This window comes from Carboxylicivirga caseinilyticus (assembly GCF_050589785.1).
Taxonomy (GTDB): Bacteria; Bacteroidota; Bacteroidia; order Bacteroidales; family Marinilabiliaceae; genus Carboxylicivirga; species Carboxylicivirga caseinilyticus.
This window is the reverse complement of record NZ_JBNGOX010000004.1, coordinates 52,179-77,582: the sequence shown is the minus strand read 5'-3', so window position 1 is coordinate 77,582 and position 25,404 is coordinate 52,179. Positions and strand designations below refer to the sequence as shown.

Below are 25,404 nucleotides of genomic sequence, written 5' to 3'. Positions count from 1 at the left end.
GAAATTAGTTGAATAATAATATGTATTAAGTCAATATAGCCTTTGCTATAAATTATTCTTCGTTATCAGTGAGCGGTAACCACCAGTTTTCACGGTTAGCTAACAAAGCACGCAATTGATTTGCTGTTCCTGCATCACCCGCTTTTTCAAATTTTTGAGCAACTTTTTCAGCCAGAAGGGTATTATCTCCACGACGGATTGACATACGAACTAAATCGCCCCAACGTGAACCTTCGAAAGCAAGCTCCAATGCATTTTCTTCCAATATCTTGTCTTCGATGTATAGAAGTGAGTCCTGATCAGTAGGTACGGTATAGCTTTGAAGACTAACTCTGTCGCGAACTCCAACATTTCTGTACCACAAACCTCTGTGTACTGGTGGTACCTGAAGGTTATTAGTACTTCGTGCATCAAAGTCGTATGGATATGGAAGTTGTGTTTGTTCCCAGTTAAAGGTTCCTACCACATCATTTTTATCTCCAGGGTATGCATAAGCAGAAGCAATACCTTTGTTCATTAAAGCGTAGGCAACTTTATGTTTTCCATCACGGTTGGCTGCTTCACTATAACGCAAGTGTAATGATGTTGCACGCCATAAATACCATTTGCCGGCCTTCTCAAGTGGATTATTTTCGTCAAGATCTGATATGTATTTGGTAATAACCGGATCGTTTCCAACTAATTTGTAAGAACCTGTATTGCCATTGAAATCTTCTATATTACCTCTGAAGTCTCCGACAAATCCATTGTCTTGCATCTGACTATTCCAGTTATTAATGGCAGCGGCAGATGGTTTAAGGTAATAGTTTCCTTGTTCTTTAGAGAAAAGTTCATAAAAAGGAGATGGTTCATATGCATAATGATAATACATCACCCAAATCCACTCGCCATAATAGTCGCTGGTACCATAAGTTGAGAACAAAGTAGCCCAATTATTTACAGCACTTTCAATATCATTTTCATAATAACGAACATAGCGGCTGTGGTAGTCAGAGAAAGTAAAAAAGTCAGTGGGTATTTTGTACTTATCAAAGTCTCCGGCTGAACGTTCCATTATGTTTTTGAAGTAGCTGGCTGCAGCCAGGTAATTACCATTCCAAAGGTTTAGCTCACCTAAAAGATATTCCTTATCAATGAAAGAAATCTGTGTGCTAAATCCATCAAAACTTGTGTTGATATCTGTGTCGGTGTATAAATCGGTGTATGGAAGCCCTTCCATAAAAGAAAGTAGTGTTGCTAACATTTCTTCAATCTCCAGCACCGGTGCTTCAGATGTGTTGATTTTTGATATGTCATCCATGCTTTCAATTGGCTTGGTAATATAAGGTGCTTTACCATAATGAATAATCAACTGGAAATATACATAGGTTCTTAAAGCACCCATATCGCTGTAACGCTGATTATACTGCTCACGGGTAATTTTAGAACTTTCGTACATCACTGTAAGATTCTGCATTACATCATTACAGTTATTGATAACCTTATAGAAAGGTCGTGGATCTGTCCATGGATTATCTGAAGTTGTAGAGTGTTTACTTACTTCCTCCAGGTAATGATCAGCATTGTAAGTAATATCCATCAGATCGGCTCTTAATTCATTCAGTACTACCAGTTGAGGCGCCAAATCCTGAAACAGGGCATAAGCTCCCAAAACGGCACTGTTAGCATCATTAATTGTTTTGTAATGATTACTGTCTTTAAGAACATCCAGATTATCTACTTCCAGAATATCGTCGCATGCAGTTGTAAAAGCGATTAATACAAGAAAGAGAGTATATATTAAATGATTTTTTTTCATGATCATCATTGTTTGCACGTTGATTATAGTTTCAGTTTAATACCCAGTAGAATAGCTTTACTTTGTGGTGGCAGACCCATATCAATTCCTCTGGTAAGAGTAGAATTACTCATACTAAAATCAGGGTCTAATCCTTTGTATTTTGTGAATGTAAGAAGGTTGTTACCTGTTACATATACTTCAGGCAATTCCATAAAACTGGTTCGAATAGGCAATTTGTAGCTTATTGTAATATTGCGCAGACGAATGTATGAACCATCTTCAATCCAACGATCAGAGAAACGACTGTTCATCATAGGATCACCATAAGTAGCCTTAGGAATATCAGTAACCTGACCTTCTGTGCGCCATCTGTTTCGGACAGCATTGGTTTGATTGTTATAAGTTCCCATCGATTCCAACTGATAACGCATGGCATTAAATACATCATTACCATATGAAAATCCAACGTTGGCAATTAATGTGACACCTTTGTAATTAACACGTGTATTAACCTCACCAAAGAAGTCAGGAGCAGGATCTCCAATAACAACTCTGTCATTTTCGTCAATTATACTGGTATATGATTCTCCTTCAATATTGTCTTTGTGATGATCAACAAAGATTACATCACCAGCTTCAAAAGGAACGATGTCGGTATTTGGCAGGTAGTTGCCCAATTTAGAGTTTGCAGCTGCTTCTGATGTTGCATAAACTCCATTGGTTTCATAGCCGTAGAAAACGCCAATTGGCTGTCCTACTTGTGTTAAAACAGTGGCTCCGTATAATTCTGTTTCTAAACTGTTGTTGTGTAATGCGGTTACTTCTGTTATGTAACTGCCGATATTAAGCCCCAGGTCCCATTTAACTTTACCTGAGATTACTCTTCCCTGAATACCTAAATCAATACCTTGTGTGGTAAAACTACCGTTATTGAAAAAGTAATTTTCTTCGCCGGAATAGATGGAAGCAACCTTGTTCTCAATTAAGTCTTCGGTTTTGTTTTGGTATACATCAGCAGATATTACCAAACGGCTGTGCAGTAGTTCTATATCTAAACCTACGTTTGCCTTGGTATTGGTTTCCCACTGAATACCTGTATTAGGTATGTTACCTCTGATAATACCTTGTTGTCCAAGGAAATTTTTGGCTTCGTAATATTTATACCTGTGATACAAACCAAAATTGTCGTTACCGGTTAAACCATAGCTGGCTCTTACCTTTAACAGATCGATGAATGATACATCTGACAAAAAGTCCTCTGAACTTAACAGCCAAGCTCCTGCAACAGATGGAAAAACACCGTATATATGTTCGCCCAGTTTCAAGCCATCAGCCTCTGTACCAAAATGAGATGCTCCATCAACTGAGACATTAGCAGAAACAAAGTATTTCTTTCTGAAACCGTAATTGGCAGATGCATAATATGTAATCGAAGTCCAGTCGCTCAGGAAACCACCTGAGGTGTTGTATAATGGGTCGCCCTGGCCAACTGAGGTAATCTGATCACTAGGTGTATTGGCTCCGGTTGCCCAGTCTTCTTCAGCACGGTTGATATTGATTCTTGCTCCAATAATTCCGTTGATGAAGTGAGTATTATTGATAGTTGTGTTATAGTTTAGTCTGAAATCGTTGTTAATAGTGAATTGTTTCAGAGTTCTGAATCCATTCTTATTATAAATAACACCTATGTCGGTGGTATCAGGAGATATACCTAATGAAGGAATAAAATAGGTTTCTCTGTCTTTATCAAATAAGATACCAACCAAATTACTGATAGTTAGTTTGTCATTGACTTTAGCATTCAGATTGAATGATCCGGTAAAACGATAGTAACGTGCTACCTGATCCAAACCATTGGCATCATAAAGCATCGAACTAGGGTTGGAAACACCAAATACATCAAAATCTTCGTAAACAGGTGTTTCAATGCCATCTGCAGTTCTAACGAAGCTGGTAAGGAAAGGTGCTTTAATCAATGCCTGATAGTATGGATTATCCAATCCAAAACTGGAGGTGCCGCTTCGGTGATTTTGGTCACCTCTCATGAAGCTAACATTTGAGTTAAGACTGAAAACCTTACTAATATTGATGTCGGAATTAAATCTCATGTTAAACTTAGAGAAATCTGTTCCAGTAACAATGCCTTCGTTTTTCAGGTAATTGATTGACAGAGCATACAGCGCAACATCGTCACCACCCTTAATCTTGAAACCAACATTTGTATTGTAGCTGTTGGCAAATACTTCTTTTTGCCAGTCGGTATTGTTATGATAACGGTAATAGTCTTCTGTACCTTTGGTGCCATTCATATAAGGTAGTTTACTGATAGAGTCTCCGCTAATACCCTGACTTTGCATCATATCATATAAGAATAATGAATAATCATCGGCATTCATCATCGGGAATCCGGCAGGTTCCATATTAATACCACCTGACATGTTCAATTCTATTTTGTTTGATTGTTCAGTTGCGTGACTGGTAGTAATGAAGATTACACCGTTAGCTGCTTTAGAACCGAAAATAGAAGCAGCATCTTTTAAAATTGTCACATTTTCAATATCGGTAATATCAATTGCGGTAAAAGGGTTTTTTCTTTGTCCGTTAATGGTTGTTGTACCATATTCCGAGTCATCATAGATCATACCATCAACCACCATCAAAGGGCGATTATCTCCATATAAAGAGGAGTAACCTCTTAAGAAAATATCCGAACCTACTCCAGGAATTCCTGAGCGGCTTAATACTTCAAGACCAGGAACCCGGCCTCTGAAAACTGCTTCTCCTGATGGAGAGCCTGTTTTACCACCATTGTCGTAACCTGAATTAACAATTACACTGTTTACAGCATGAGGTGTGTAAGCTAATTTAGGATTGGTATAAAATAAGTTTGCTTCTCTCTGAAAAGTTGGATAACCAACCGGAGTCATATAGACATCAACCTTTGATCGACCTGCAAGAATCACTTCGCGATCTTCATATCCGAAAACGGTTACCTTAATAATGTCGTGATAAGAACGCACGGCTATGCGGTAATTACCAATTGAATCAGTAAAAGTTGAAGCTATAGAGTCATTATCAATGGCTACATATTCTAAGGGTCTACGTGTTTCTGCATCATATACTGTACCAGTAACTTCAATCGGCTCAACCAGCTGATCCTGAGCTAAGGCAACAGTACCTCCAAGAATGACAAAAACGAGTATAATTAGCTGTTTTATGTTAGTCATAATGTGTAATTTTTCAAATTATTCGAAGTCAGGAACTAGTTTGATGTAGTCTGCAGTAATAGCTGCGCCATTATCCATCGGACTGAGCCACAGATATATTTCTCTCATAGAAGTAAACTTGTAGCTTCCAACTTCTTCTTCTATTGCCTCATCATATGATGTTGCAGTAACTTTTATTGAATCTGATACAGCAATCATAGGATTAAAATCGTAGATCATATTGTTTTCAGATCTTAGTGTAGTAATACCTAACTGTTGGCTTAATATATAGTCATTATCTTTAGGATATCTGTACGAACCCCTGAAATCGTTTACAGCCTTTAGATAAAACTTGTATCTCATGGATGCAACTTCATCAGCATGTAAGATCAAACCAGATCCTTTAGCAGTCGTTGTCCAGTTATCCAATACATAATCGAAGCCTCCTGAAGCATCAGGTCTTACCCTTTTATATCCTGCAGGATATCCGTCAATTGCATCACCAAAAATGGTAAAGTTATCAGTGAAACGTTCCAGTGTTTCTGCCTCTATAATAATAGGTTGTATTTTGTTGGCGAGGGGTACAGCACAGGATGTGATATGATGAACCCAGCCGTTACTCGCCTGAAATGAATCATAAACCAATGATTTATCAACAGGTACTTCTACCATGTCTACCGAAGTTGCCATTGCAGGTATTTCTGTCGCTCTATAGCTGCTTGTGAAAACATAATCTTTTGTAATCTTAAATAAGCATTTGGCCTTATTTAAAGCTAGAGCTTCATCGGTGGTTGCAGAAGTAATTTTAAAATAGGATGTGTAAGTATCAAATTCTGTATCGAAAGCTTCATCATCAATAATGATTAAAGTGTAGGTAGAATCTTCCGATCTTAAATCAGCAACATTATCCAGAAAGCTGTTTTTCCAAACCATGCCCGATAACGTGTCGTAGATTGGCAAACCTCCTCCGGTATAACCGGTTATGGTTGCTGAATCCGGATCAAAAACATAGCCTGATAATGAATTCAAATATTCGATATGTTTGTTTGTACCTGTATAACTTTCAATGTATTGCCAGATAGTGATGCGAGGCTCAATGGTTGATCCGATAAACTGTACCACACCATTAGTTGCTGCCTGATCTTTTTTAGTGATTGCTATCTGATCGATTGTAGCAGCCTCTCCATCAAGTTCAATAAACTTTCCGCTTAACATTAAAATTCTTTTGGTGTCAGTCAAAGTTGATGTTAGCGTGGCACCTTTACTAATGTGGTTGGCAACCAGCTTGTACAATTCTTTTGTATCATCCGGAAGATTAGTAAAAACATCATTTGATGGTGCCCATACTGTATACATATATGGTTCTGATAATGTCTTGTTAAGCCCCGTTGTTTTAAGTGCAGAAACAAAATTGCTGTAATTTGAATTAGCTTCCAGTGTTTCTAATAATGTTTGTGAGGCCGTGCTGTCAGCCAGGTCGGCGTGATTCTCCCAGGCGTCTTGGCATCCGCTAAAAAGAAGAAGCACAACAACAGTAGCTATTTGTAATATATAATTTCTCATGCCTAATTTTTTTCTATAAATCTTGTGTCAATAATTCTTACTAACATATTATTCAGGTACGGTCATTGGTGGCAATCCTTCTTTTTCAATTCGGGAGTTGTCATCTACATTACTTCTTGGCCAGATTTGATCCATATCGGTTGGTATAAAATGAATCTGATCCAGACGTAACACCTGACCTGCATAGGCACTGATACCTACAAACTTGATTTTATGCTGCCCTGTTGTTTCTACTTTAATGGTTCCGGCAAGCTGTCCGGTAAAACGACCCGAACCATCTCCATCAACGTAGCGATAAGCAGTAGAATCTCTAAGAGGCCAGAAAGAATACCATTTCAAACCTTGTAATTCATATTCTTCTTCACTCACATCACGGTTAAGTGTAATGTTGGTATCGATAATTACAGGAAGTACTTCATCATCGAAATACACGAAAAAGATTGGGTTTCTTCTTCCACTGGAAGGATATACATTTCGTGTACAGGTCCAAACTTTATATTCTCCTTTAACCAATATTGGAGTTGTAAATTCGATCCATGGAACAACTTCAGGACGTAAGTAAACCTCAAGGAAATCTCCTAATACAAATGGATAAGGAGAGTTAACAGTTCCAACTTTATACCATATATTGTTACCTTCAGGCCATACAATTTCTTCCAGCTGTCCAGGTTCCAATTCAACAGATTGTTTGCCGTATATACCTGGCATTTTTCGAATCTCTAATTGATCAGTTACATCCCAATAAACAGGGAATGGAGTACGGACTTTAATGTTGAAATCATTGTCCATTACATGGTAAACACCATTATTGGATGTGTTGTCTGATGCATCCAGATTAATAGCGTATCCTTCTTCGATTGCGCCGTTGAAATAATCCTCGTTGATCTTCACCTTAGCGTCTACGGTTTTGATAGTAATTACTTCCAATGGAGCCATTGTTAAATGTGCAGCCTGTTCCTGAAGATCACTCACAAATTTTAATTGTTCATCCAGTATATGGTAAGCAACATACAGGAATAAACTGTCTTCCGGATTTTTTGGATTACCGGTATTGCTGTATTTTGCTGCCAACTCGTCATATGAATTAATTTCATCTTTAGCATAAGCCGAATTAGGTATCACAATGGTTGTAAACCAACGTGGATCTTCATCTCCTTTTTCAACTGCTAAATCCAAAGTGTCAGCAAAACCTGTATTAACCAGAGCTTCGTAAAAAATACTGTAATCAGGATTTTCGCCAATCAACTCAGATGTTGTTTTGGTAACAGGATCCAGTACATCTTCAACAGAGAAAAGAATACCGTTTAATAAACGCTTATCCTTCATTTCAATGTTTGAATATTTGTTAAGTACTATTGTAGCTTCGTTATCAACATACTGAACTTTAGAAGTAAGATATTGACCATACATGGTAGGAGTCTGCAATTTCCCATCAATAAAAAGGGTAGAGGCAATGGTATCCTGAATGGTGTGATATCTTACAAGGTCTTTAAGTTCTTCGGTTGTAAAATCATTAAGACCTGTCTTTTCTTTGCTTTCAAAATAAGCTTCAAAGGCTTCGTTTGTTGGAGCAAATAATGTATAAGTACCATAAGCTTTTAAGAAAGCAACTGTTTCACTTTTTTGTAATACTTCATAAAAAGTTGAAAACTGATCCGGATTTTCTTGTAGATACTCACCAATTAACTGTTCGTAGTTGGTCCTTTCGGTATATTCTTCGGGTTGACAACTGGACACTGAGAAAATGACTGCTGTCAAAAGTCCAATTATACCAATTCTAAAAAATGGATTTATTTTCATGATTCTGTTGTTTTTAGTTTGGATTGAAGAATCTGCATACCTTGGTGCGTAAGTAACTTTTGAAGTTCTTCTGCCAGAAATAATATGTTTTTCTGATTCTTTCATTTTAACTGATTCTTTTAACTAGTCCTTAATTGTAAAATGGATTCTGGACAAGAACAGGATATCCCGCATTAATATCTGATTGAGGAATAGGATAATAATGACTTAGTGTATCCTGGTATTTACTCAAAATCGTTTGAAGACGGTTGTATGGAGCACCGGATATAACCATTGTTTCAATTAAATCCATGCGCTCATAGTTATTACGTCGTGCATTTCGCAGAACATCCAGCCATCTTTTTCCTTCGAACATAAATTCACGGGCTCTTTCATTTACGATGTATGAGATTAAACCTTGTTGAGTAATTATCTCACCGTCCAGTATGTTTTGGGTTACTGCAGATGCCTTGGCCCTAGTTCTAATCTTTTTAATTAATGCCAGCGACTGTTCGTAGTCATCTCCATCACCTCTCATTGCAAGTGCTTCTGCTTTTAAAAGAAGTACGTCGGCGTAGCGGTACAAAATGAAGTTTGAAGTCGCCTCATCATCACCTTTTTCTTCATCTCTGTTTAATCCAATGTATTTCCATAACTTATAGTTGCGGCTTGAACGGAAAGAACCTCTGTCTCCTCTGATATCTGCACTATCGGTAGGTAAATATATGTCGATAGGGAAATAGGTTTCCATAATATCTGCATTGGCAAAGAAGGTTCTGTTATAATTAAACAGCGTATAAAAAGGATTTAAATACTGGGTTGAGTATTGTAATTCAAAAATTCCTTCAATTGAATTAGTTTGATGAAATAATGTGTTCAGCCACATTTCACCAAAAGGTACTAATCCAAATTTGCCAGAGTTGATTACTTTATCGGCAGCTTCAACACTTTTATCATAATCATTTGTCCATAAATAAAGGTCAGCCTGTATAGCATTAATGGCAGCCTTTGTGATTCGGCCCTTATCGTTTTCAACATCATCGAACGATTCTACTGCCAGACTTTCTGCATATGCTAAGTCAGCCTCTATTTGTTTGAATATTACTGATTGTTTACTTTTTGCAACTTGTAAATCCTGATCATCAGAAAGGGTAGCTTCCAAAATCAATGGTACCTCACCATAATATCTGGCCAGATAGAAATACATCAGACCTCTTATTGCATATGCTTCTGAACGATATTGATCCAGTAATTCCTGAGTAAATGAATCATCCAATTCTAATACACCCGGAGCTTTTTCAAGCAGGTTATTACAATAGTTAATGGTGCGATAAAGAGGTGCCCATTTCATTAGTGATAATGTTGGTAATATATCACCATTATTAATATAGGTAAAGTCGTTATAGTTGTTAGATTTAACCATTTCTCCACGTACTTCACCCCATTTAAAAAGCAGGTATGGATGGTCTGAAATCATAGATGAATAGATACCCATAGCGGCACTATGAACTTCTTCTTTTGATTGCCAGAACTCTTCTACAATAATTGTATCCTGTGGCTCGAGGTACAGCCAATCATTACACGATAAAGTTGCTAAGCTCATTAGAAGCACAATGGCAACTGAACGTAAATTCATGGATTTATTTAGTTTAATTTTTATCATGGCTTCCTCAATTTTTAAAATGTAATACTTAAAGTACATGTGATGTCTCTGGTTCTAGGTGTGTTAGAATCGTCGTAACCTACGGTGTAAATGGTTCCATCCTTTGAATTGATGTTGATTTCAGGATCCTGACCACTATAGTTGGTAAATGTTAGCAGGTTGTTGAATGTTGCTGAAAGTCGTGCAGATTGCATTCCTAACTTGCGAGAGAATTTAGTTGGAATTTTATAAGCCAACGTAATATACTTCAATCTCATAAATGATCCGTCTTCAACAAAACGATCGGATCCTAACCAGTTGTAACCATAACCAAGCAATGCTCTTGGAATATCTGTATCATCACCTTCTTTTCTCCATCTGCGTAATACAGCTTGAGTCTGATTATCGAAGGTGTGCATATTTTCACCATACATTTTAGTACGGTTAATAATGTCGTTACCTACTCTGAAATAGAAATAGTAATTGAATGAGAAGTTTTTGTAACGAACCATTTGACCAAAACCACCAAAGAAATCAGGGTTGGCATCTCCCAGTAACACAACGTCGGCAGCATTTATGTTACCATCGTGGTTGATATCTTCGTACATAGCATCACCCATTTGAAACAGATAGTCTACATTGGCAAAATCATACATCATATAAATTGGATTACCATTCGGGTCTTTGATTTGATTACCAAACTCATCGCGGGCAATTAATTGATCCTCTGTGGTATAAACTCCTTTGTATCGAAATCCGTAGAATGAACCTGCCGGGTTGTCAATCTGAGCATATCTCTTATATTCACCGTTACCGGGTGTTTCTGCAACTACAGTTGAGAAGTCATCTGCTAATTCTCTTAATATATTGTAGTTACGAGCGATGTTGAAATCGAATGTTACGGTCCAGTCTTTACTTCTTACAGGATATGTCTTCACTTGTAAGTCCCAACCGTAGTTATCCATCGTTCCAATATTCTTAACTGATGTTGTTGTATAACCAGAAGTTGACTGAGTTGCTACATTGTATGACAACATATCTTCTGTACGGTTTTTATAAAAGTCAACATCAGTACTGATTCTACTATCAAATAATTCTGCTGATACACCTACGTTAGTAGTTTTGATGGTTTCCCACTTCAGGTTTTGGAGCTGCATGTTTACAGGATAAGAACCTGTTGTTCCCAGGTAAGCAAAATCATAAGTTCCGTAATTACTATAGAACATCGATTCATAACGTGGAGGGTTACCGTTTTCACCGTAGCTAAAACGAACTCTCACATCATTCATGAAAGTTAGGCTTTCAAGAAATGGTTCACCAGATAAACGCCATGCAGCTGATAAACTTGGGAAATTGGCCCAACGGTATTTATCATCAAATCTTGAGTTACCTTCTCTTCTCATACCTGCAGAGATAATATAACGATCTAATAAGCTATAATGGAACATTGCCAATGCACCAACTGAGCGGCTTTGACCTCTACTGGTTGAACCTCCGTAACCTGATACGTTGTCACGTCCATCTCCCGAAGCATCAGGTAAAGAAGAAGAAATACCATTGGTTTTATAAAGGTAAGAACCATAACCAATGTACTCATTGGTCTGGAAGTTAAGTGTTGCTGTTAACTGGTGGATCTCATTAAATGTATTTGTATATGCCAACATGTTGTTGGTATAGATGTTATATGAGTCATCATCACGATCGACCATACGGTTAGCATATCGGCTGGTATTTGATACTCCTGTTGCTTCCTGTGGAAGAAACTGCTTAAGTTTATTTGAGTTTACGTCCAGCGACAAGTCCATTGTGTATCGAAGCTCAGGAAGAATATTATATGAAATATTGAATTTTGAGTTGATACGGTCATTTATTGTTTTATGAACTCCCATGGTGGCCAAGGCAACCGGGTTATACATACTTGGGAATGAACCTTGCGGATTGGAAAGAGGAGCAAAATAGTTACCGGTTAATTCGCCGAAGGCATTGTATTCATAAATCGACATGTTAGGCATCATTCTGTAAGCAGTACTTCTAATACTGGTTGTATTTCTGATTACTCCACTTTCAGAATAATTACCTTCTGTTGTACCATGTGCATAAGAGAAGTCAGCGCGTAGTTTTAACTTATCCGAAATAAAATAGTCAAGATTTAAACGTGTAGTTAAACGATTCAAACCTGTTCCAATAGTCACACCTTCCTGTTCCTGGTAGTTGGTTGAGAAACGGTATGTTGCTTTAGATCCACCACCGTCGATTGCCAAATCATGGTTATGAATAAAACCTCTTCTGGAAATAGCTTCCATCCAGTTAGTATTCTGACCGTAGTTGTAATAGTAATATGGTTCGGTTGGCAAATACAGAAATTCCTTATAATCATTTGTGTTTAAAGGATAGTTATGCGTATTCATATAGGCTTCCTGAATAAGAGTAGAATACTGATCTCCTGTAAGAGTTGGTAATGTTTCAGGTTCCTCTGTAAAGGTACCTCTGTATGTATAGGTTACTCTTGGAGCTCTTCCTTTAACACCACGCTTTGTAGTAATCATTAATACACCGTTGGCAGCTTTTGTTCCCCACATAGCTGTTGCGGCAGCATCTTTCAAAACGGTAATCTCTTTAATGTCACTAACCGAGATGTTTAACATCTGAGCATAACCTTCTTCGTTAGCAGTTGCAAAATCAAAGTCGGATGAAATAGTTGTTTCAAATGGAACATTATCAACCACAATTAAAGGCTTATTATTAGCCGATAGTGTACTAACACCTCTGATTCGGATTGACATACCTGCTCCCGGGTCTCCTGAGTTGGCTGCGATATCAACACCTGCTAGACGTCCCTGAAGTGCATCGTCAATAGTAGAAGCCTGCACATCATCAAACTCTTCAGCTGATATTTTTGCAATCGGAATAGCCAGGTCACGGTCGGCAAGGTTCATAAAACCAGTATTGGTTTTCTTGATTGCCACTACCTGAATATCTTCAATCTGTACAACGTCTTCAACTAAAATAACTTTGTAATAGTTTGATTTATCCGAGATGGGTATAATTTGTTCTTTAAAACCAATAAAAGAAAATCGGAGTGATGAAGTTCCTTTTGGTACATCTATTACAAATTCTCCATTTAGGTTAGTAATTGTACCATGCAGAATACGATTACTTTTATCAAGGGCAACAACAGCTACCCCCGGAAGCGGGCTCATCAATTGTTCATCTGTTACTTTACCTGTAAGCGTAGTTCGCTCTTGCGCTGTCACTTTTGTAAAGACTGACAATGAAACTATAAAGGTGAGTAATATTATTAATTTATTCATGAAATTTAGTTTTTAGGATAGCGCAAATAAGTATCGATCTGGTGTATGATTGCTCTGTTTGCCAGTACATTACTTCTGGTGTTGACAACTGTTGCAGTTCGGGCTTCAGAATCTGTGATTGTCATTACATCGTCGCCACTTACAACTGTTACATAGGTCTCTCCATCAACAGTTTTAAATTGTGTTGAAACTGCATTGTGGTAATAACTGCTTGGTTCAAGAATAAAGCCTGAAAGGATGTGATACTTCACAAAACTGTATACCATTTGTTGTTCAGCAAGTGTGAAATCTGCAATTGTGATTGGAGGAAGATATCCGTCAGCCACAGCTTGTTGAATTGCTGCATCATTTGGAATTAAGATGGTATTATTCTGAGAAATCTTAACATCGCTAATTGCTTTTGTAAGGGTGTTATACAGATAGCCTTCCATCGACTCACCATTGTCAGGATTTAAACTGGTGGCTGATTTATATAAGTATTGATAATACAAACCGAAATTGGCAACGTTCTTCTCAATCTGAACACCCACATTATCGGTTGTAAACAATACAGGTTCAGCAACACTGTATGACTGACCGTTTGTTGCGTTTTCTTCAATAGGTCCCAGATATTGTGGTCCGGCATATGAACTTGCATTACCTGATGAGGTGATAAAAAATCTACGACGATAATAAGCTACTTTAACATATTCACCGTTTTCAAACATACCTGATTTGTAGATTCCGGGAACCTCGAAGTTTACATCTTTATTTAAGAATAAATGTAAATTCAGTAGTCTCTCTAATGCTACCAGTGCATTATTTCCCAGTGGATTATTGTCTGTAATGGTCCACTCACTTCTTCCGTAATCATAAGTGATACCTGTTGCATCCATTTGATCGTTGGTTAAAAGGATCAACTGAATATTAATGTCTTCACTACTGTTTTTAAGAAGAGTTTTAATAATAGGGAAGGTGTTGATGGCATTCAACATATTTGAATACTCAGGATTAAGAGATACATCACCAAATACTGTATAATATAAATCAGATCCCTGAACAATATTAGTTCCGTAAAAGATACCGTTACTGCAAAGGGCTTTGTCTTCAATGTTAGATTCAGGATCGAAACGTGCATCTTCACCATGAAGATTGTTGTAACGGGCGAATTTACTTGGCCACATATTGTTTTTCCATAAATGAGCATTGATAAAATCAGCGATCTGATCAGTGGTCATTTGTTCAATGGATTCGTAATATTTAAGAAACTTCTCGTTAAAGAAGGCTTCGATAGCGGCATTGTTTGGAGCGAACATGGTAAAACCTTCTGTTTGGTCATCGTACCATTCGCCACCTCCGTAACGAAGGTAATTTTCCACGTTTGGCGAGAAGTAAGCACTTGGGTATCCTTTAACAAAAATATCTTCGTAAGTTCCGGTAACCTGTTCGTTTCTGATTAGGAAATAGTCTGAAGCAATGTCATACTCACGAATGTATTCATCAAGAATAGTTTTGAATGTACTGTAGTTGTCATTCTCAGCCAATTTCTCTTCAATGTTAGGTAAAGGAAGAATAACTTTATCTACAATATGAATAACACCATTCTCGGCATATAGATCTGCTTCAGTCACCTTTGCATCAACAACATTCATTTCACCTAATTCAACAGAAGGGTAGAAATAATTGTAATCGTAGCTGGTTAATCCAAGCGAACCCAGGAATGTAGGTGTGAAATATGGGATGTTTTTAAAATTGTTATCATCGTAAAAGATATTAGATCCGGTATATTCTTTTGCCGAAACAGCATTTACATCGATTACTTTATTAACACCATATTCAGGTACATCTTCCTCGTATGTCCATTTGTAATAAGTTGTTTTGCGTTTGAATGCAATATCTGGTTCGATTAATTCTTGCGAAACTGATTGATAATCGTCAAGTTCAGCTAAAGAATAGCGGTTCTGAATCATTGCATATGACACTATATCTTTGGCTAAGTCTTCATCAATGGCTGAAATCGAACTAAGGCTTTGTTCTTCAAGGAAAGTCTTAAATGCTTCATCTGTAGGTGCAAATACGGTGTAAAAACCAGCACCACTTAAAGTAGATTTTAAACCTGCTTTATCAACGCATGCCAGGAATGAGTTAAAATTTCCTTTATCTTGAAGTTGTTGATAAATGGCCGGCTCTAGCCATTCTGGCCGGTCGTAGTAACTGTCTTTTTCATTTTTACAACTCCAAACGATGAGAAGTGTAAAGATGAAAGATAAGATAGATCTAATTTTCATAACAAAAGGTTTCTTTAGCGATTTTGTTAATCTTCATCCTGTAACTTGTGTTTTGATTAAAAGTTAATAGGTGTTAATAAGATTAATCGAATGTAAAAGTACGAGAAGCTTTTTCATTGGAAATGGAGAAAAATACAAAGACCTGTAATATCGTTCTTGCGGGTTTTAGTATCAAGATATACAGTGTTATAGGTGTGTATTTGTAAATGTAAAAAAAACTAGGGTGGATATTTTGTTACGATTTGTGATCTATAAAAAAGCTTAATTTATTAATAAATAGCTTTAATAATATGGAGTGAAACGGACGAATTTACAGGTGGATTTTTGGGTATCATCTGAAATCAAATTCAGATATAAATGAACGCCTTTTTGTTAAAATGAATATTCTTTTTCTGGAATTTATAAATGTATTTTTTGACTTCAGGTTGGTTTTTGTGGATAAAATGGAATTCAGTACTCGATATTCTTAAAAGGGGTGATATTTGAAACCGTTAAATAATTTAAGTGGGAGGAATGATTCGATTTAAATTTGTTAGTTAATATGGCTTTCGAAAAAAAAATCAATGGATGATTTCGATAATTCGTAAGTAAAGTAGTGTAAACTACCACTTGTACTATCTTCTATATACATGGATTAATTTACAGGGCATCTATGCAATTACTGCATTATATTCGCAATATTAGAATAGATTAAACCAAGTTATATGTTCAGATCAGTATTAAAAACTACCCTTAGTAGTTTGATTTTGATAGTTGTATTAGGGTTAACCGGTAGTAATTTGTTAGCACAAACAGTACCTGACAGGGAAGCGACTTTAAAAACTATAGTGTCAGTGAATAAGTATTTCATGACCAAGTTTGAAGATTACAAAGCACCTTCCAATGTAGGTCGGGTTCGACCAAGTAATATATGGACTCGAGGAGTATATTATGAAGGATTAATGGCATTATACTCCATCTTACCAGAAGAAAAATATTACGCCTATGCCAATGATTGGGCAGATTTTCATAAATGGGATTATCGGAATGGGCCATCAACACGCAATGCTGATGACTATTGTGCAGGACAAACATATATTGATTTATACAGGTTATGCCCGGAGCCTCATAAACTAAGAAAGGTAATTGCCAATTTAGATATGTTGGTGAATACACCTCAGAACGGAGACTGGGATTGGATTGATGCTATTCAAATGGGGATGCCTGTTTTTGCGAAGTTGGGAACCACACTCAATGAAACAAAATACTACGATAAGATGTGGAACATGTATGAATATAGTCGTAATCATATTGCGGGTGGATTGTTTAATTCAGAGGACAATTTATGGTGGCGCGATGGCGATTTTATTCCTCCTTATAAAGAACCAAATGGCGAAGATTGTTACTGGTCACGCGGGAATGGTTGGGTATATGCTGCCCTGGTTCGTGTAATGGATGAGATACCAGCTGATGAAAAACACTACCAGGATTATTTAAAAGACTTTTTAGCAATGACTGATGCTCTGGTGAAGTGTCAGCGAAAAGATGGATTCTGGAATGTGAGTCTGCACGATCCCAAAAATTATGGTGGTAAAGAAGTAACCGGAACATCATTATTTATATACGGAATGGCCTGGGGTGTTAATAATGGTATTCTTGATAAAGAAACTTATTTGCCAATAATAGCTAAATCGTGGGAAGCAATGGTTAAACATGCTGTGCACGAGAATGGATATTTAGGATACGTGCAGGGAACTGGTAAAGAACCAAAAGATGGTCAGCCCGTGAAATACGATAGCGTTCCTGATTTTGAAGATTACGGGGTAGGCTGTTTTTTATTGGCAGGTTCTGAAGTATACAAATTGGAGGAATAAATCATGACATCTAAAATATACAGATACTTAAAAAATATTACACTTATTGGTTTTTTAGTTTTGGGTACTATCAATTGTACTTCAATCAAAGAAGCCAAATACCGTATTGATGATCCATTGTCGGTTGCCGATAATGGGTTCGTTACCTTTAAAAATATACCAGACGGCAATTATAGGGTTCATGTAAGAGTTGGTTCCAAAACCGAAAAAGGTCATACTGTAATTAGGGGTGAATCACGACGTTTATTTTACGACGGTATTGAAACAGCTGCCGGAGAATTTAAGGATATTACATTTGTGATAAACAAACGTGATCTTCAGATTGATTCTACTCGAAAAGTAAATATCAAAGAGCGCGAATTGGGTAAGCGTAACTGGGATGATGATATCACTTTTGAGTTTAACGGGGAATCACCTCAGGTTGAATTTATTGAGATGGATCCTGCACCTGATGCGATCACTGTTTTTTTATGTGCTAACTCAACCGTTGTAGATCAGGACTATGAGCCCTGGATTGGCTGGGGACAAATGTTTCCTCGATTTTTCAATGATAAGGTGGCTGTTGCCAATTATGCCGAATCAGGCGAAACCGCAACCGGGTTTATTGCCCGTGGCAGGTTGGCGAAAATAATGACACAGGCCAAAAAAGGTGATTACATCTTTGTGGAATTTGGTCATAATGATCAGAAAGAAAAAGGAGAGGGCAGAGGAGCCTACCTAAATTTCACCGATCGATTGAATGAGTTTGTTGAGAAGGCAAAAGAAAAGGAAATGAATCTTGTATTTGTTACACCCACTCAAAGAAGAAGCTTTAATGAAGAAGGAAAGATCATGGATACACATGGTGATTATCCTGATGCAATGAAGAAAGTGGCTGAAGCAGCAAATGTACCTTTAATTGACTTACATAGTTATACACGTAACTTATATGAAGCCATGGGAGTGGATGAATCGAAGAATGCTTTTGTGCATTATCCGGCAAATACTTTTCCTAATCAACCTAAAGCATTAGCTGATAATACTCATTTTAATCCTTACGGTGGTTCGCAGATAGTGCAGTGTGTGGTATATGGTATGAAAGAAATCAATTTACCACTGGTTCAGTATTTAAGAGAGGATGTCCCAAACTTCTCACCAGATAAGCCAGACAATTTTGGATCATTTAAATGGTACCCGACTCCTTATGTTGAAATAGAAAAACCCGATGGTAACTAAATTGATAAACCTTTCTTTAGGATTGATTCTTTGCTGGGGTACAATAAATGCCCTGGCTCTCCAACCGGATGTTACTTTTTTAACTCCCCGATTAGCCGGGACCTTGCGATTGGGTGTTGAAGTAAATGGAGAAAGTAAGTGGCTATCCGATTTTTCATCTGTCAATAAGAAAGAAAAGGCAAATCAAACAGAATATACATTAAAAGATGCTTTTATTGGTAAAGGAAAGATCTCCTGGATAATAAAAGAGTTAACCGATAGTGAAGGGGCTGTTATGAAGTGGTCATCTGATAACATGCCTGATGGAGCAAAGTTGATTTGGGCTTATGGAGGTGCTTCAAATGGGGTAGTTCAGCATACACCTGAAAAAAACATGTTGTTGCCTGAATATTGTGATCAGAATGTTTTTAGTATTGAAGGACATTCATTCACACTCTATTATGGAACCAGTCGATCGTTAAGAATTCTCGAAGTGGAAACACCTCCGGGTGATAAGCTGAGATTATGTGATGCTAATCAGCAGAAGTATCCTCTGCAGTTTTTGAATTCTGGTAAAAACAACAAATCTCATGCACTTGGATCAAGCGTGCCCTTGCAGTCAAACGATGAACTGTACTTCTGTGTCTATTATCTAAGCCCTAAAGCTGATTATAATTATTTTATGCTTCCTCAGTTATTTGAGGAAGGTTACTTCAGGGTTAATGAGGAAACCGAGTGGATGAAATCAACGCCTGATTAAGTAAAACGCACATGGTTAAAAGCAACGAATACATCATACTTTTTTCACTGATTTGTCTTTTGAGTTTTCAGGGGTTACTTGCTGCAACATACAATATTCGTGATTATGGAGCGGTTGGTGACGGAAAAGCAATTGACTCTCCGGCCATCAATGCTGCTATTGATGAAGCATCGAAAAATGGAGGAGGTACAATTTATGTCCCAACCGGAACGTATGCCTGTTATTCTATAAGATTAAAGAGTAACATTACTCTTTATCTCGAATCTGGTACTACCATTCTGGCAGCCTTTCCAACACAGATAGATGGTTACGATGCTGCTGAACCAAACCCTGATAATCCATTTCAGGATTTTGGGCATAGCCATTGGAAAAACTCTCTGATATGGGCTATTGGTGAGCATGATATTGTAATAGAAGGTCATGGACTGATTCATGGAGAAGGTTTAACCCGCGAAGAAAGTCGCCTGACTGGCGTGGGAAACAAGGCAATTGCTTTTAAAGAATGTCATAATATTACTTTAAAAGATATTTCAATGCTTCATTGCGGGCATTTTGCATTATTAGCAACCGGAGTTGATAATTTACACGTGCAAAATGTGAAGGTGGATACCAATCGTGATGGTTTTGATATTGATTGTTGTCGTAATGTACGTATCACCGACTGTTCGGTAAATTGTCCCTGGGATGATGCTATTGTGTTAAAATCAAGTTATGGATTGGGTTATTTTAAGGATACCGAAAACGTAACCATTAGCGGGTGTTTTGTTTCTGGTTATGATAAGGGATCGGCCTTGGCTGCAACATGGGAAACGTATGAAGATGTTGCACCCGACCATGGAACCAATACCGGTCGAATCAAATTAGGGACCGAGAGTAGTGGTGGTTTTAAAAATATTGCCATTACCAACTGTATTTTTGAACGTAGCAGAGGATTAGCCATTGAAGCAGTTGATGGTGGTCATCTGGAAGATGTTGTTATTTCCAATATTACGATGCGCAATGTTGGTAACTCTCCTTTTTTCTTCCGTTTGGGAGCTCGCCAGCGAAGCCCCAAAGGAACACCGATTGGAAAAATGCAGCGTATATTGGTGCAAAATGTAAATGTTTACGATGCTGATTCGCAATTCTCCAATATTATTAGTGGTGTTCCGGGACATTCTATTCAGTCGCTTACATTTAGTAATATCAATATATGGTTTAAAGGTGGTCATCCTGTCGAAGATGGTTTGATTACGCCACCTAAAAACGAACGGACTTATCCTGAGCCATGGATGTTTGGTACTATACCAGTATCAGGTTTTTATATTCGCCATGCAAAGGATGTAATATTTGATAATGTAAGATTCTATTTTGAACATCCGGATGGTCGTCCATTGTTTAAACTGGATGATGCTGAAAAGATTTATATTGATCGAATCTATGTAAATGGTGACCTTGTTGCTGATCCGTTTTCAGGATTAGATAAAAGAAAAGAACTGAGAGAATGAAACAACAAAGTGAAAATGATTCGGGAATTTTAAGTATGCAGAAGATAAAGCTTTTTGTAGTTCTTATTCTGACCATTGGTTGGGTAACATCATTTTCGCAAACTCATATGCTGAAGAAGGGCCCGGCATATTCATCTAGTCTTCAAAAGGAGAAGTTGGGAAGAGGATTAATAGCAATGCGTCTGAATAAAGATAGTATTGCTGTTAGCTGGCGATTTTTGCCTGAGGATGATGTTCGAATGAGTTTTGATATTTATCGGAAGGAAGGAAATTCAAAGCCTCAGAAGATAAATAATGAAGGACTTCAAAACAGCACTTACTTCATTGATACATCGGCCCCCAAATCAAAAGGACTGATTTATACCCTAAAAGAAACAGGCTCTGATAAAATATTGGCAAAGTATGTTTTACTGGATGAGTCAGAGAAGCCGTACTTGACAATACCTGTTAAAGAAATACCCGGAGATCCTGATTTTCGATACTCACCAAACGATGCCTCTATTGCTGATTTAACGGGTGATGGAGAGATGGAATTAATCCTGAAACGGGAGAATAGTGGAAAGGATAATTCGCATCGGGGAGTGTGTAATGGTGGTCCAATCATAGAAGCATACAAACTGGATGGTACTTTTCTTTGGCGCGTTGATTTGGGTATTAATATTCGGCAAGGTGCGCATTATACACAGATGATGGTTTATGATTTTGATGGAGACGGAAAAGCTGAATTAGCTGTTAAAACAGCAGAGGGAACTGTGTTTGGTGATGGTGCAACAATAGGAGATGTTAACGGGGATGGAATTTCGGATTATGTAGATAGAAATGAAAGATCCAGAACATATGGTAAGATTATGGAGGGACCCGAGTTTCTTTCTGTTATAGAAGGAGCTACAGGGAAAGAATTGGCAAGAACCGAATATATTGAGCGTGGTGCTCCAGATAGCTTTGGAGACAGAACTGGCAACAGGGTGGATCGATTTCTTGGAGGAGTTGGTTATTTCGATGGTGAGCACCCAAGCATATTAATTTGCAGAGGTTATTATGAAAGAACGGTTTTGGAAGCCTGGGATTATCGTAATGGACAGCTGATGAAACGTTGGCGTTTTGATTCGCATAGCGGAAATGATAAGGACAGAGAATATGCGGGTCAGGGAAATCATAACCTGAGCATCGGAGATGTGGATGGTGATGGAAAAGATGAGGTGACTTATGGTGCCTGTCTCATCAATGATGATGGAACAGGTGCTTATAATACTAAATTAGGTCATGGTGATGCAATGCACCTGACAGATATTGATATTGACCGACCAGGATTGGAAGTGTGGGATTGTCACGAGCATGTACCTACCCGAGCGGGAAGCGAATTGCGCGATGCTGCAACAAGCGAATTGCTTTGGGGTATTCCTTCATACGAAGACGTTGGTCGGGCTCTGGCTGCGGATATCGATCCACGGTTCAGAGGTTGTGAAGTCTGGACAACTCATTCAAGTGGTGTTTATACAGCTGATGGTCGACTGATCACCGAACGTACTCCATCAATTAACATGGCTATCTGGTGGGATGGCGATTTAAACCGTGAATTATTGAACGGATCAGGAGTATATCGACGTCCGTTTGTACGAATTGAAAAATGGAATGGAGATGGAGTTGATCGTTTTTCACTTGCGGATGAGGAAGATCTGATAGCTAATAACTGGACCAAAGGAAATCCATGCATCAGTGCTGATCTTTTTGGCGACTGGCGCGAAGAAGTGGTTGTGAGAACCAAAAATAACAGAGAGGTACGAATTTATATGACGCCATTCAAGACTGACTATCGTTTCTATACATTGTTGAACGATGTTATATATCGAAATAGTGTCATTACCCAGAATATAGCTTACAATCAACCGACACAAACAGGTTTTTACCTGGGCTCAGACCTTGGTCGTTTCTGGCCGGAGTATTACACAAATAGAAGTAGTGTACATTCCAAATCTGGTCAGGGTGAAGGTGGGCGACCTAATGGCATGCATATGCGTTTGCAGGGTGCAGAACGAAAAGTTATTAAAGAGTTCGTATGTGAAGAAGATATTTTTGAACTCGATGCAAGATATAAATACGATACTTACAGCTGGAAAATAAATGGAAAAGAAGTAAGTAAACAAAGAGTTTTGAAACTGAATGCAGGGGACTATCCTAAGGGGGAAACATTAAAACTGGAACTAGAAACTGTGATTAAGGGATGTGTATTTTCGGATAGTGCGACATTAAAATTTTATAAAGAATAAACAGGGGGAACAATGAGAGGGATTTATTTAGGAATATTATTGGCAGGGGTATTTACATTTACTGCATGTAAGATTGAAAAAAAGCAAACAGAGGATTTGTTTCCTGACGGAACCAAAGTTTCAGCATGGTTTTCGGATAATTCGAAAATAAAACTTGAAGATCTGGGGAAGCAGTATAACATTGTTGATTTTGGAGCAGTCAATGACAGCACTGTCTTGCAAACCGAAATAATACAGAAAACAATTGATGAAGCGTCAGCAAATGGTGGTGGAGTGATAGTGATACCGAATGGTACTTTTTTAAGTGGAGCCTTGTTTTTTAAACCTCTTACTCATTTGCATCTGGCTGATGGAGCAACACTCAAAGGTTCTGATGAAATTGAAAACTATCCGTTTATGAAGTCCCGTATGGAAGGACAGAGTATAGATTATTTTGCTGCCCTGGTTAATGCTTACGGTGTTGATGGATTCACCATCTCCGGAAAAGGAACCATCAATGGTAATGGATTAAAATATTGGGAGGCATTCTGGGATCGAAGAAAAGAAAACCCAAAATGTACAAATCTGGAAGTTTCACGACCTCGTTTGGTATTCATTCAGGATTGTGACAGTGTTCAGGTGCAGGATGTAAAGCTGATTAATGCAGGTTTCTGGTCGAGTCATTATTATCAGTGTAACTATGTTAAAATATTAGATCTGCATATTTTCTCACCGCATCAACCGGTTAAAGCCCCAAGTACCGATGCGATTGATCTGGATGTATGTTCAAATGTTTTAATCAAAAGGTGTTATATGTCGGTGAATGATGATGCCATTGCTTTGAAAGGTGGTAAAGGTCCATGGGCAGATAGAGATTCGACCAATGGAGAAAATACCAATATTATCATAGAAGATTGTGAGTTTGGTTTTTGTCATTCAACATTGACCTGTGGCAGCGAATCCATCCATAATAAAAACATTGTGATGCGTAACTGTAAAGTCTCTGAAGCTACTCGCTTGTTGTGGTTAAAAATGCGTCCTGATACTCCACAGAAATATGAATATATTACGGTTGAAAACATTAAAGGCCAGGTGCACAGTATGATATTTGTAAAGCCTTGGCGTCAGTTCTTTGATTTGAAAGGCAGAGAAGATGTACCACTTTCATACTCTGATCATATAACAATGAGAGACATCGAGTTGGATTGCGAAATATTCTTCGATATAAATACAACAGAGTACGATAAGTTGTCGAATTTTACATTTGAAAATCTGACCATTACAGCAGTGAATGATGATTACAATAAAGAACTTATCGATAATGTTACCTTCTCGAATGTTGTGGTAAATGGTAAGAAAATAGAGTAATTATAATGTATTCTTAAATAATAAATTCAGAGGCATTGTAAACAAAAGCTGATTTCGTAACTGAATGAGTTCATAATTTGAAACTACTTCGTCTCTGGTTTGTTTGATTATATTTTACGAGAATCGATAACCACAAAAGGAACACTAAGTTTTAAGGTGCCTTCTTTTTCTGCTTTTTCGTTTAATAGTTCTTCAACAGCTTTAAATACTGTTTTTTGCATATGAACAGGAATTAGTTCTTTCCAGGAGTCGATAAAAGCTAAACGAATAAAGAAATGATTAAACATTGAAGTTGCATCTGTAAAATGATATTCAAATTGATCATAAACAGTTGAAATAACTTTAAATTCTTTTGAATGAATCATCTCAAGATATTCAGCCACAGGTTTTCGTTTTTTATAAATGTGCTGCTGCATTAATTCAATAGATTCTTGCAGTTGGAATTGTTGCAGAATAATCTCCAAAGCAGAATAAAATTCTATCATCGTTTCATTGAGATTAACGGTCTGTATAAACTGTGCACCTGTTTTACAAATTCTTGCACATTCAGTTATGGCTTTGTCGAGGTCAGAAACATTATTTAATCCATTATTACTGACTATTAAGTCAAATGATTGATCAGAAAAAGGGTTGTTCTCAATAGTTCCATTTATTAATTCAACATTACTTATCCCATAAACCGATAACTTTTTCTTCGTTCTTCTGATGGCAGCTTCCCATGGATCAATACCAAATACGTTAGATGAATTACCCAGTCTCATTGCCAGTTCAGTAAGCGGAAATCCACTTCCGAATCCAATGTCTAAAGCTTTTATTCCTTTTTTATATTTGATTCTGTCAAGCAGTTTTAATCCAAATGGAGCAGACCAAACAGGTACTTCATCAAATACATCAATCAACTCGTCTGAATCAAAGTTCCAGTTGGTTTTTAAATAATTTGTCATTTAA

General features: G+C 37.5%; 14 protein-coding genes. 6 read left to right on the top strand and 8 right to left on the bottom strand.

What is annotated here, in order from left to right:
• Positions 1-52 precede the first annotated feature (52 nt).
• Genes ACRD62_RS03040 through ACRD62_RS03010 form a run of 7 tightly spaced genes read right to left on the bottom strand, consistent with a single transcriptional unit; the run spans position 53 to position 15,548 of the window.
• Complete coding sequence (locus tag ACRD62_RS03040; RefSeq protein WP_430818644.1) at positions 53-1,798, bottom strand: RagB/SusD family nutrient uptake outer membrane protein; 1,746 nt, start codon at positions 1,796-1,798, stop codon at positions 53-55.
• Positions 1,799-1,821: 23 nt separating this feature from the next.
• On the bottom strand, positions 1,822-5,007 hold the full coding sequence (locus ACRD62_RS03035) for a SusC/RagA family TonB-linked outer membrane protein (RefSeq protein ID WP_430818643.1): 3,186 nt from the start codon (positions 5,005-5,007) through the stop codon (positions 1,822-1,824).
• An 18-nt stretch (positions 5,008-5,025) separates the two neighbouring features.
• On the bottom strand, positions 5,026-6,549 hold the full coding sequence (locus ACRD62_RS03030; protein WP_430818642.1) for a fasciclin domain-containing protein: 1,524 nt from the start codon (positions 6,547-6,549) through the stop codon (positions 5,026-5,028).
• 48 nt (positions 6,550-6,597) lie between these two features.
• Positions 6,598-8,454 (bottom strand): fasciclin domain-containing protein, encoded by a 1,857-nt coding sequence (locus ACRD62_RS03025; RefSeq protein WP_430818641.1) that lies wholly within the window; start codon positions 8,452-8,454, stop codon positions 6,598-6,600.
• A gap of 25 nt (positions 8,455-8,479) precedes the next feature.
• Positions 8,480-9,964 carry a RagB/SusD family nutrient uptake outer membrane protein gene (locus ACRD62_RS03020; RefSeq protein WP_430818640.1) on the bottom strand — a complete coding sequence of 495 codons (1,485 nt, stop codon included), beginning with the start codon at positions 9,962-9,964 and terminating at the stop codon, positions 8,480-8,482.
• A gap of 41 nt (positions 9,965-10,005) precedes the next feature.
• The gene (locus ACRD62_RS03015; RefSeq protein ID WP_430818639.1) at positions 10,006-13,281 is read right to left on the bottom strand and encodes a SusC/RagA family TonB-linked outer membrane protein; all 3,276 of its coding nucleotides are present in this window, start codon (positions 13,279-13,281) and stop codon (positions 10,006-10,008) included.
• 5 nt (positions 13,282-13,286) lie between these two features.
• The gene (locus ACRD62_RS03010) at positions 13,287-15,548 is read right to left on the bottom strand and encodes a fasciclin domain-containing protein (protein ID WP_430818638.1); all 2,262 of its coding nucleotides are present in this window, start codon (positions 15,546-15,548) and stop codon (positions 13,287-13,289) included.
• A gap of 704 nt (positions 15,549-16,252) precedes the next feature.
• Here ACRD62_RS03010 and ACRD62_RS03005 point away from each other — a divergent pair.
• The 6 genes from ACRD62_RS03005 to ACRD62_RS02980 are packed head-to-tail and all read left to right on the top strand — an operon-like array spanning position 16,253 to position 24,456.
• Positions 16,253-17,401 (top strand): glycoside hydrolase family 88/105 protein, encoded by a 1,149-nt coding sequence (locus tag ACRD62_RS03005; RefSeq protein WP_430818637.1) that lies wholly within the window; start codon positions 16,253-16,255, stop codon positions 17,399-17,401.
• A gap of 3 nt (positions 17,402-17,404) precedes the next feature.
• The gene (locus ACRD62_RS03000; protein WP_430818636.1) at positions 17,405-18,616 is read left to right on the top strand and encodes a rhamnogalacturonan acetylesterase; all 1,212 of its coding nucleotides are present in this window, start codon (positions 17,405-17,407) and stop codon (positions 18,614-18,616) included.
• Complete coding sequence (locus ACRD62_RS02995) at positions 18,606-19,355, top strand: DUF4450 domain-containing protein (RefSeq protein WP_430818635.1); 750 nt, start codon at positions 18,606-18,608, stop codon at positions 19,353-19,355. Before ACRD62_RS03000 ends, ACRD62_RS02995 begins: the two co-directional genes overlap by 11 nt.
• Before the next feature lie 11 nt (positions 19,356-19,366).
• Complete coding sequence (locus ACRD62_RS02990; protein ID WP_430818634.1) at positions 19,367-20,842, top strand: rhamnogalacturonidase; 1,476 nt, start codon at positions 19,367-19,369, stop codon at positions 20,840-20,842.
• On the top strand, positions 20,839-23,109 hold the full coding sequence (locus ACRD62_RS02985) for a rhamnogalacturonan lyase (protein ID WP_430818633.1): 2,271 nt from the start codon (positions 20,839-20,841) through the stop codon (positions 23,107-23,109). The genes ACRD62_RS02990 and ACRD62_RS02985 overlap by 4 nt, the downstream gene beginning before the upstream one ends.
• 12 nt (positions 23,110-23,121) lie before the next feature.
• The gene (locus tag ACRD62_RS02980; protein WP_430818632.1) at positions 23,122-24,456 is read left to right on the top strand and encodes a rhamnogalacturonidase; all 1,335 of its coding nucleotides are present in this window, start codon (positions 23,122-23,124) and stop codon (positions 24,454-24,456) included.
• Between the two features lie 107 nt (positions 24,457-24,563).
• Here the strand turns inward: ACRD62_RS02980 and ACRD62_RS02975 are convergent, their stop codons facing one another.
• Positions 24,564-25,400: a class I SAM-dependent methyltransferase gene (locus ACRD62_RS02975; RefSeq protein WP_430818631.1), complete on the bottom strand. Its 837-nt coding sequence runs from the start codon at positions 25,398-25,400 to the stop codon at positions 24,564-24,566.
• Between the last annotated feature and the right edge of the window lie 4 nt (positions 25,401-25,404).

Bases quoted from the DNA above. Each gene is read 5' to 3' on its own strand.
- ACRD62_RS03015 (WP_430818639.1), bottom strand. From the start codon at position 13,281: ATGAATAAATTAATAATATTACTCACCTTTATAGTTTCATTGTCAGTC.
- ACRD62_RS03020 (WP_430818640.1), bottom strand. From the start codon at position 9,964: ATGAATTTACGTTCAGTTGCCATTGTGCTTCTAATGAGCTTAGCAACT.
- ACRD62_RS03000 (WP_430818636.1), top strand. From the start codon at position 17,405: ATGACATCTAAAATATACAGATACTTAAAAAATATTACACTTATTGGT.
- ACRD62_RS03005 (WP_430818637.1), top strand. From the start codon at position 16,253: ATGTTCAGATCAGTATTAAAAACTACCCTTAGTAGTTTGATTTTGATA.
- ACRD62_RS03010 (WP_430818638.1), bottom strand. From the start codon at position 15,548: ATGAAAATTAGATCTATCTTATCTTTCATCTTTACACTTCTCATCGTT.
- ACRD62_RS02985 (WP_430818633.1), top strand. From the start codon at position 20,839: ATGAAACAACAAAGTGAAAATGATTCGGGAATTTTAAGTATGCAGAAG.
- ACRD62_RS02995 (WP_430818635.1), top strand. From the start codon at position 18,606: ATGGTAACTAAATTGATAAACCTTTCTTTAGGATTGATTCTTTGCTGG.
- ACRD62_RS02975 (WP_430818631.1), bottom strand. From the start codon at position 25,400: ATGACAAATTATTTAAAAACCAACTGGAACTTTGATTCAGACGAGTTG.
- ACRD62_RS03035 (WP_430818643.1), bottom strand. From the start codon at position 5,007: ATGACTAACATAAAACAGCTAATTATACTCGTTTTTGTCATTCTTGGA.
- ACRD62_RS03025 (WP_430818641.1), bottom strand. From the start codon at position 8,454: ATGAAAGAATCAGAAAAACATATTATTTCTGGCAGAAGAACTTCAAAA.
- ACRD62_RS03040 (WP_430818644.1), bottom strand. From the start codon at position 1,798: ATGAAAAAAAATCATTTAATATATACTCTCTTTCTTGTATTAATCGCT.
- ACRD62_RS02980 (WP_430818632.1), top strand. From the start codon at position 23,122: ATGAGAGGGATTTATTTAGGAATATTATTGGCAGGGGTATTTACATTT.
- ACRD62_RS03030 (WP_430818642.1), bottom strand. From the start codon at position 6,549: ATGAGAAATTATATATTACAAATAGCTACTGTTGTTGTGCTTCTTCTT.
- ACRD62_RS02990 (WP_430818634.1), top strand. From the start codon at position 19,367: ATGGTTAAAAGCAACGAATACATCATACTTTTTTCACTGATTTGTCTT.